Raw genomic sequence first — 5,847 nt, 5'->3', positions numbered from 1 at the left:
TTACTGATGTTCTAAACTTACTCTCTAATCGTTTCATTGTTTTTATCTAATGGCTTTTACTAATAGATGTATGAAAGTTAGATAAAGGCTACATTCCTTTAATTCTATTTACCTTATTTTGATATCAAGCAAGTAGCTGAAATCAGCTTATAGTTTTATAAAAAATTAAAACTTTATAACCTAAATGCATTTTTTCAAAAATTTTAAATTTTAGATAAATTCTCAGAAAAATCTAAAAATACAAGCTCATACCAATTAATTGTGAAGCTGCATCGAATTTTAGCCTAAATTTACAGTAATTCGATACTGGCAAAACTCATTCCCAGTCTTCCATCATTTTAATAGATTTAATTTTGTCAACCGTTTAATTAAGGAATTAATATGATAAATCTTTGTAGCTAATTTCCTACGTGCCTATCTTCTAGCGGATGTGGAAATTGTTTTTTTGTTGTTTAATGGGAAATATCGCCAAAAATCTATGTCCAATAACTGAACTGAGATTTATTGTGGCAGTGTTTTTTTAAGGAGTGAATGTGAACAATATTTTTTCTCAGAATCAAATCTTGTGTTTGCTGACTTTAGCATCTGTGGTGTTGCTGGGAAGCAATTCTTCGGCAGTTGCTCAAACCGCAAACGTCATAGGCAATAATCAAGCAGCTAGTCGAGCATCTAATAACGTTGTACCTATTCCAGGAACTGTTGCCACTACTTCAGCAGCCTTTGCCAATTCTACAGCCACTATAACAACCCCTAATACTGGCAATCAAACTGCCAGTAATCAATCACCATCTAAACAAATCGCTCAAGCAGATATCAATCCAGGTCGGGTGACTCGCGGTGGTTCTAGTTATGTTGGGGTTGCTGGTAATATTGGTATCGGAGGTGGAGACTCGGCTTTAGGTGATGGAAACTTTGCCGTCATCAGCAAAATCGGGTTGACAAGAACTATTTCGGTACGTCCTTCTGCGGTATTTAGCGATAATACAGCAATTCTCATTCCCGTCACCTATGATTTTTCCGCGCAGTCATCAGAAGATCCATTTGCTGAACCATTACCATTTGCTCCCTATGTTGGAGTCGGTGCTGCAATCAAAACTGGTAACGATGAGTCAAGGATTGGTTTTTTGGTATCGGGTGGTGTTGACATACCCTTAAATCAGCAATTTACGGCAACTGCTGCGGTTAATGCTGCCTTCTTTGACCAAACAGATGTTGGTTTGTTGTTAGGGATTGGCTACAATTTCCGGGGATTGTAGAAAGTTAAAAATTAAATATAGGGGTTCTCGGTTACATCCAACATCCAACACATTGACCTAACCCCCAGCCCCTTCCCTTGTGGGGAAGGGGAGTAAGATAGATGTATTTCACCCATATCAAAGCTAAATAGAGACACAGTAACTTGTGTCTCTATCTTGACAAACTTAATGATTTATAGTTTGGAAACGGAGAGGGAGGGATTCGAACCCTCGGTACGGAGTTACCTGCCGTACAACAGATTAGCAATCTGCCGCTTTCGACCACTCAGCCACCTCTCCAGGTCTACGAATAACTAATTTATATTATCCTTTGGTAAATGTCAACTAAATAATTAGGGTTTGGGCATTGGGCAATTACGTAGCTTTAGCTTTTTGTAGAGCGAGGATTACGTAGCTTGCTTATATTGCCCTTTCCCTTGGTTAGAGGACTTGCGATCGCACCCACGCAACGGGTAAACTGCGTAATTTCTGCCACTGCGGTACATAGGCGCGTTGGGAAAAAACGTCATAGTCGTTGCGCTCAATTTTTCCTAAAATACGGCTGTAATGAATGGTTGCAGCCCAAACTGGCAGCCGAGCATCGGGAGATAGATAAGTGATTCCTCTTTCTGCTTTAGTATAAAATTCACGGGCACGGTCAATTTGAAAGCGCATTAAAGCACGCCAACGATCGTCAACGACTCCTTTAAGCAAGTCGTCTTCGGTGTAGTTAAACCGTGCGAGGTCTTCTTGAGGAAGATATATTCGTTCTCTTTGGGCATCTTCACCGACATCACGGAGAATGTTAGTGAGTTGGTTAGCAATACCCAGTGCTACAGCTTCCTGGCTGGGAATATAGGGCTGACGATTAATATTCCAGGGAGCTGTATTTTGTTTGCGATCGATACCCATAACCGCAGTTGACATTAAACCAACTGTGCCAGCGACACGATAGCAATAAAGGTATAAATCATCGAAAGTTTGATAACGGCTGCGGAATAAGTCCATCCGTTGTCCGGCAATCATCTCGCGAAATGGTTCGATGTCGATGGGGAAAGATTCGAGAGTGTCTACCAGCGCGACATCCAAATCATCTCCTGGATGACCTGCAAAAATTGACTCCAGCTGCTTTTCCCATCGATCGAGGGTTTCGGGTGTGGTCATGGCAGCTGCTGGACCATCAACTAATTCGTCGGTACGGCGACACCAAGCATAAATCGCCCAAATTGCTCGCCGTTTTGGCGGACTCATTAACAAAGTTCCAAGATAAAAGGTCTTGGCATATTTTGCCGTGAGTTGGCGACATAAATTGTAGGACTCATCCGCAGAGACGGAGATTTTCATGCGTGGGGGGGAATCAGGCAGTTGCAGCATTCGTTGCAGGCTGGAGTGTTGACGTTGGCTTACTTGAGGACTTTGCCTCTAGGGTTGCTTGGGCGTTGTTTATCGCCTGCGCTGTCAGTTTACCAGAAAGTACGGCACCTTCCATACTGCCAAGGAAAGGCTGCATGGTGTAACTTCCGGCAAGATAGAAGTTGGAAACTGGAGTTACTTGGGTTGGTCGGTATTCTTGGCAACCTGGTATTGCTTTGTAAACCGAGCGGGGAGTTTTCACAACTTTATATTTGACAAGCTTTGCTGGGTTTTCGCCTCCGAAGTGCTGGGGAAAGAGTGTTTCCAATTCTACAAGGGTAGCTTTGAGTATTTCCTCTTCGGATTTGTCGATCCAGTCTTTTGCTGGTGCAAAAACAAATTCCAGCATTGAACGGTCGGGATTGGCGTATTCCTTGCAGGTGTTACTCATGTCAGCATATACGCTGAGGAGTTGCGATCGCGAGAACAATAAGTTATCTATATCTGTCAGTTTCCGGTCATACCAAAGATGGATGTTAATGACTGGAACCCCTTCTAAGCCTTCGAGTTTCTGGAAAAATTCGTTTTCCTGCCAGGGTTTAGGTAACATCACCTTCATGGCATCAACGGACATTGCTGAAACATAAAGGTCAGCAGTGACTAGTTCATCATCTGCCCCATTTAGCCCCCGAATCAAGAATCCTTTAACGCTGCCGTCTTGATTAAGTTGAATTTCTTTTAAGGGAGCATTTAACTTAACTTCGCCACCACGTTTTGTAATGTGGTCTACTATTGGTTGACACAAACGTTCGGTTGGTGAACCATCCAAAAATGCCACTTGTGAGCCATTCTTTTGCTGGAGAAATTTATTTAGTGCTGTCAACAGTACTAAGGCAGATATTTCATCTGGGTCGATAAAATTAAGCGACTTTGCCGCCGCAATAAATATACCCTGCTCGACATCATCACCAACACCTTGCTGCTTCAGCCATGCGGAAAATGTCAGGTTATCGGTGGAGTCAACATACTTTTGTCCCCGCAGCATTGCTGGAACTAACCCTTTTGCTAACTGGATTTTTTCGCCCCAACTGAGCATATCGTTGTTACGCAAAATCGCCACAATCCCATTTAAGGGTGCTGGCAAATTGGGAAAATCAAATCGACTGTAGGTACCTGGTTTTTCCGGCTGATTGAAAATCATCGTATGTTCTTTCCATTGCAGCCTATCTTCGATTCCCAGTTCTTTGAAAAGCTGCAATACATTAGGGTATGCGCCAAAGAATACATGCAACCCGGTTTCGTACCAGTCACCGTCTTTGTCTTTCCAAGCTGCTACTAAGCCTCCCAGTACGTCCCGACTTTCCAGGACAATGGGAGTATAACCCGCATCAGTGAGATATTTAGCACAGGAAAGTCCTGCTAGACCCGCTCCGGCGATTGCTACTCGCATTTACTTTACTTTCTTCAATATTTCTTAACGGTTTTGCCGTTCTCATTATACGTTGCATTCCGTTACATTTGGTATTTTGTTTTCGAGTATTGAACAATAGGCAGTGGAGACTGGACAATGGGAAGTGAGTATTAATACCAAAAAATCAAACCCAAAAACTATTAAACTTTATTATTTAATCTATAACAGATACTCTGTCCAATTACTACAAAAACTCCCCTTTTGCAACCATAATCACTTTTCCTCCAACAGATACTTCTATTGCTTCGTTTGATGGGTTTTTGCTGGCTTTTAATAACAGTAGAGATGGTCTGTTAATTTCATAACCCTGTTCTACCCGTAGGTTAATTTTACTTCTACCAAAATATGAATGTTCGACTAAATACGCTGCCAAACAACCATTTGCACTACCTGTAGCTGGGTCTTCTGGAATACCTAAGTAGGGGCAGAAAACACGCACATTTAAATTATTCTCTTGATGATAAGTTTCTGGGCAAAACACCAGCAGACATTTCGCATCGGTGTATTGAATTAGCTCGTTATATTTATCGAGATTGACTTTTATCCGCTTTAGTGAATGAAGAGCTTTTACAGGCACAATTATAAAAGGTAAACCAGTAGAAACTTCCTGAATGGGATAACTGGCATCAATTTCATGAATATTTAACTGTAAAACTTCAACAATTTTCTCTACAGAAAATATTTTGCTAAAGATAGGTATTTTTTGCTGCATCCACAAGCACGGTTCGCTACCACTGCGATCGATATTTACTGTTATTTCCCCAACTTTTAAATTCAAAATCACCCGTTCGATAGATTGATTAATAATCTCTTGCTGGAGTATATAAGCTGTTCCTAAGGTTGGATGACCTGCAAACGGTATCTCTTGACTTGGTGTAAATATTCTTACATCGTATTTATCTGCGTAGACACGAAGTGGCTTGTCGTCAGACATCGCTTGCTTTGAAATGATAAATGTGGTTTCTGAATAATTTATCTCTCTAGCTATAGCTTGCATTTGCTCCTGATTTAAGCCACTGGCGTTGGTAAAAACCGCCAATTGGTTTCCGGTATATTTAGCTTCTGCAAAGACATCGACTATGTAATATTTGAGACTTTTTTTCATAAAAAATCAGTATTAAGACTATTAAAACTAAAATTATCTTTACATAAATTACTGCATCAAAAAATAAATAGATAAAAAATTTAAATATAAAAAGAGAGTTTTTGGGGAACAATATCCAAAAGTTGTATTTGCTAGTTTCCTGGAGACAAGATATTATGATTTCTGCTGGGGATCATCCCAGATTTTATTGTTTGGCTAGGGTCTGTTCTTTTAGGCAAGGTGTGTTCTTTTGGTGATTCAAGCTTTAATTAATTATTCTTTGTCTGGAATGTATTTGCATCTACGAAGGTGCTGTCATTACAAAATTGATCGTAACCCATGCTAATTTTCGGATTTTTTTCTGTAACATTTCCCACAACATTTTTGGTGACATCTTGGGCTGCTTCTTTATTGTCTTTGACTCAACACTTGCCTGCAAACAGTACGGCAAACGTCTCAACGCCAAAACTATCATCTAGTTTAGGGAAACTGGGGAATAGCTCTCGCTATTTACTGGTTTTACCCCAGCGACAAATTTTAACTATTAGGGCAACTGTACTACCAACCAGATTCTTTAATATTGATTGGGGTGAGAAAGAATCTCAGGTACAGCAAACTCAAGTTTCCAATCAAACAAAAGTAGGAATCACAGTTGGTCAGAATCAATTTTGTTCGGCAGTAGAGGAAAAATTAGCTGAACAAAA

Annotated in this window: 4 protein-coding genes, 1 tRNA gene and 1 pseudogene; 2 read left to right on the top strand and 4 right to left on the bottom strand. The window is 40.6% G+C overall.

The features are described from left to right. Positions 1-533: 533 nt before the first annotated feature. A complete protein-coding gene (locus CK510_RS25015; protein WP_095724257.1) occupies positions 534-1,256 on the top strand; it encodes a hypothetical protein in 723 nt (240 codons plus the stop codon). Positions 1,257-1,443: 187 nt separating this feature from the next. Here the strand turns inward: CK510_RS25015 and CK510_RS25010 are convergent. From CK510_RS25010 to CK510_RS24995, 4 genes are all read right to left on the bottom strand, one after another. Next, positions 1,444-1,535, bottom strand: a tRNA-Ser gene (locus CK510_RS25010). 141 nt (positions 1,536-1,676) lie between these two features. Continuing rightward, positions 1,677-2,609 carry a 15-cis-phytoene synthase CrtB gene (crtB, locus tag CK510_RS25005; RefSeq protein ID WP_095724256.1) on the bottom strand — a complete coding sequence of 311 codons (933 nt, stop codon included), beginning with the start codon at positions 2,607-2,609 and terminating at the stop codon, positions 1,677-1,679. Continuing rightward, a complete protein-coding gene (pds, locus tag CK510_RS25000) occupies positions 2,593-4,038 on the bottom strand; it encodes a 15-cis-phytoene desaturase (protein WP_095724255.1) in 1,446 nt (481 codons plus the stop codon). Before pds ends, crtB begins: the two co-directional genes overlap by 17 nt. A gap of 205 nt (positions 4,039-4,243) precedes the next feature. Beyond that, entirely contained in the window at positions 4,244-5,164 is a 921-nt protein-coding gene (locus tag CK510_RS24995; protein WP_095724254.1) for a PhzF family protein, read from the bottom strand. Between the two features lie 318 nt (positions 5,165-5,482). On the opposite strand from CK510_RS24995, the pseudogene CK510_RS24990 reads away from it, so the two are divergent. Then, a pseudogene (locus CK510_RS24990) lies at positions 5,483-5,847 on the top strand (hypothetical protein); the annotation flags it as partial.

The sequence above is a fragment of the Brunnivagina elsteri CCALA 953 genome (genome assembly GCF_002289455.1).
GTDB classification, from domain to species: domain Bacteria; phylum Cyanobacteriota; class Cyanobacteriia; order Cyanobacteriales; family Nostocaceae; genus Brunnivagina; species Brunnivagina elsteri.
The sequence above is the reverse complement of the archived record's forward strand: the minus strand, read 5'-3'. Positions and strand labels throughout refer to the sequence as shown.

Excerpts from the sequence above, each read along its gene's own strand:
- CK510_RS24995 (WP_095724254.1), bottom strand. The coding sequence starts at position 5,164 with ATGAAAAAAAGTCTCAAATATTACATAGTCGATGTCTTTGCAGAAGCT.
- crtB (WP_095724256.1), bottom strand. The coding sequence starts at position 2,609 with ATGCTGCAACTGCCTGATTCCCCCCCACGCATGAAAATCTCCGTCTCT.
- pds (WP_095724255.1), bottom strand. The coding sequence starts at position 4,038 with ATGCGAGTAGCAATCGCCGGAGCGGGTCTAGCAGGACTTTCCTGTGCT.